The organism is Moorena sp. SIO3I6 (genome assembly GCF_010672095.1).
The window spans coordinates 1-1,850 of record NZ_JAAHHU010000974.1 but is presented as its reverse complement, the minus strand read 5'-3'; the positions used below and the strand labels follow the sequence as shown (position 1 = coordinate 1,850).

1 protein-coding gene and 2 pseudogenes are annotated in these 1,850 nt (G+C 47.1%); all 3 read left to right on the top strand.

Annotated features, from left to right (window positions below; genetic code table 11):
• Positions 1-304 precede the first annotated feature (304 nt).
• Positions 305-511, top strand: a pseudogene (locus F6K49_RS45135) (DUF6444 domain-containing protein); the annotation flags it as partial.
• A 448-nt stretch (positions 512-959) separates the two neighbouring features.
• Entirely contained in the window at positions 960-1,118 is a 159-nt protein-coding gene (locus tag F6K49_RS45130; RefSeq protein WP_293108645.1) for a hypothetical protein, read from the top strand.
• A 17-nt stretch (positions 1,119-1,135) separates the two neighbouring features.
• Positions 1,136-1,537: pseudogene (locus F6K49_RS45125) on the top strand (transposase); the annotation flags it as partial.
• Between the last annotated feature and the right edge of the window lie 313 nt (positions 1,538-1,850).

Here is a 1,850-nt window from a genome sequence, read left to right as displayed (position 1 = left end):
GCGTATTCTAGTACCTGATCACACCAATTTTCCACTTTACCTAATTCAGGGATATAACCATCAACACCACTATGGATTCTGGTTCCAACAATCAGAGACATTGCTATACTCAACACTAAAATTGGCAATAGTCTAGTATATTGAATTGATGTAAGGATTCAGGTAGGGGGTTGACAAAGCTTGGGGTGGGGTCGCCAAATTACTAAAAGAATGTGTAGCTTCGGACTTTCCCCTAAAATGGCTCAATACGACCAGTTATCATAAGAAGAACTGGTAGAGATTATATTGGAGCAAAGGAAGCAGCATCAGCAACAGCAGGCTAAGCGTCAAGAAGCTCACCCTCGAAATCGAACGACTCGTGATCAGCCGAGACCTCGATAGTCAGACTTCATCCAAACCGCCATCAAGCGACTTGCTCAAAAAGTCGGAAAAGAAACCTTCACTCGCCTCAGAATCCCACACTTCAGCCAAAAGAAAACCTGGAGGACAGCCCGGACACAAAGGAAAGACTCGTAAAGGTTTTGGACGAGTAGACCGCTGTCAAATGCTGCGTCCTTTACAATGCTCTACCTGCGGTGTGAGTCATTAGGAAACGACCTCGGTCAAAGTTGAAACCCTTCAAGTCGCCCAGCTCGTCGAGCGCCCTATAGAAATCGTAGAATACCAGCGCCATCATTGTCAGTGTCGTGAGTGTGGGGGGAATACAAGTGTACCGTGGCCAACTTCTATCATCCCCGGACAAGATTATGGAGGTAGGCTGCAAGGATTACTTGGTGCCTCTTGGAACATAGGACATTTGCCAAAAGAAAAACAGCAGGAACTGTTGTGGGAAATTGGCAGCAATCTTTATTGGAGTCGGGACTAAGTGAACACAAACCAACGACTGGCAACAGCTGCTAATCACAGCGATTAAGCCATCATTACCTGGGTCAATCGAGAACAACCCAATCTTCACGTGGATGAAACCCCCATCGACGGTCAAGGGAGTCAAAGAATGGCTATGGGTTTTGAGTCATCCCCAATTCTGTCTGTTTCATGCGGTCGATACTCGCTCTCGCCTGGAACTGGTTTGCCAGTTGGGGCCGTCCTATCGAGGGGTTCTCATTACTGATGAATAAGCGCGTCTACAACGGTTATGAGGTCAAGGATCAACAGAAGTGAAAGCGCCCATCAAAGTCGTCACTTTCTGAGGTTAATCAAACAGCCCGGACTACACAACCGAGCTATTGGAGAAGCGCTCGTGAGTCTGATCGATGAAGCTTTTCGCCATTATCGGCTCTGGCAAGAGAATGGAGATGAGACGGAGTACCAACAGTGGGTCAGGGGATTCAAAACTCAGGTACAGTTGACTCTCGAAACGTGGTGGTCGGTGGCGGTCGCGGAAGCGGGTAAGTTACTGCGCTCCCTCAAACAGAAGGCTGCCCAATGGTGGTATTTTTTAGACCACCCCCAAGTTCCACCGGATAATAATCTAGCCGAGAGGTCAAAACGTTTGGCAGTGACCAAGCGCAAGGTGAGTGGTGGCTCTCGTTCTGAAGAACGTTTCCAACAGACCGCTAATTTACTACACGACCAGTCCAAACTTGCCGTTTTCAACAACGGTCAGTCATGGATTTTTTGACCTTTGGTCACGCTACGCGAACGAGCAAGCTCTCATGGCTCAATCGGGTCATTTAACCGAACCTCCTTCCCTCATCCCTTCTCTGTACACTTGAATCCTTACGATAGGATAATGTTTATATTTCCACAATATATAAAATAACATGAAGGTACTGAGTTAATTTTATGGGGGGGTAACATGCAAGCTAAAATCATTACTCGGTAATACGTTCAACCGATCAGGACTCGTG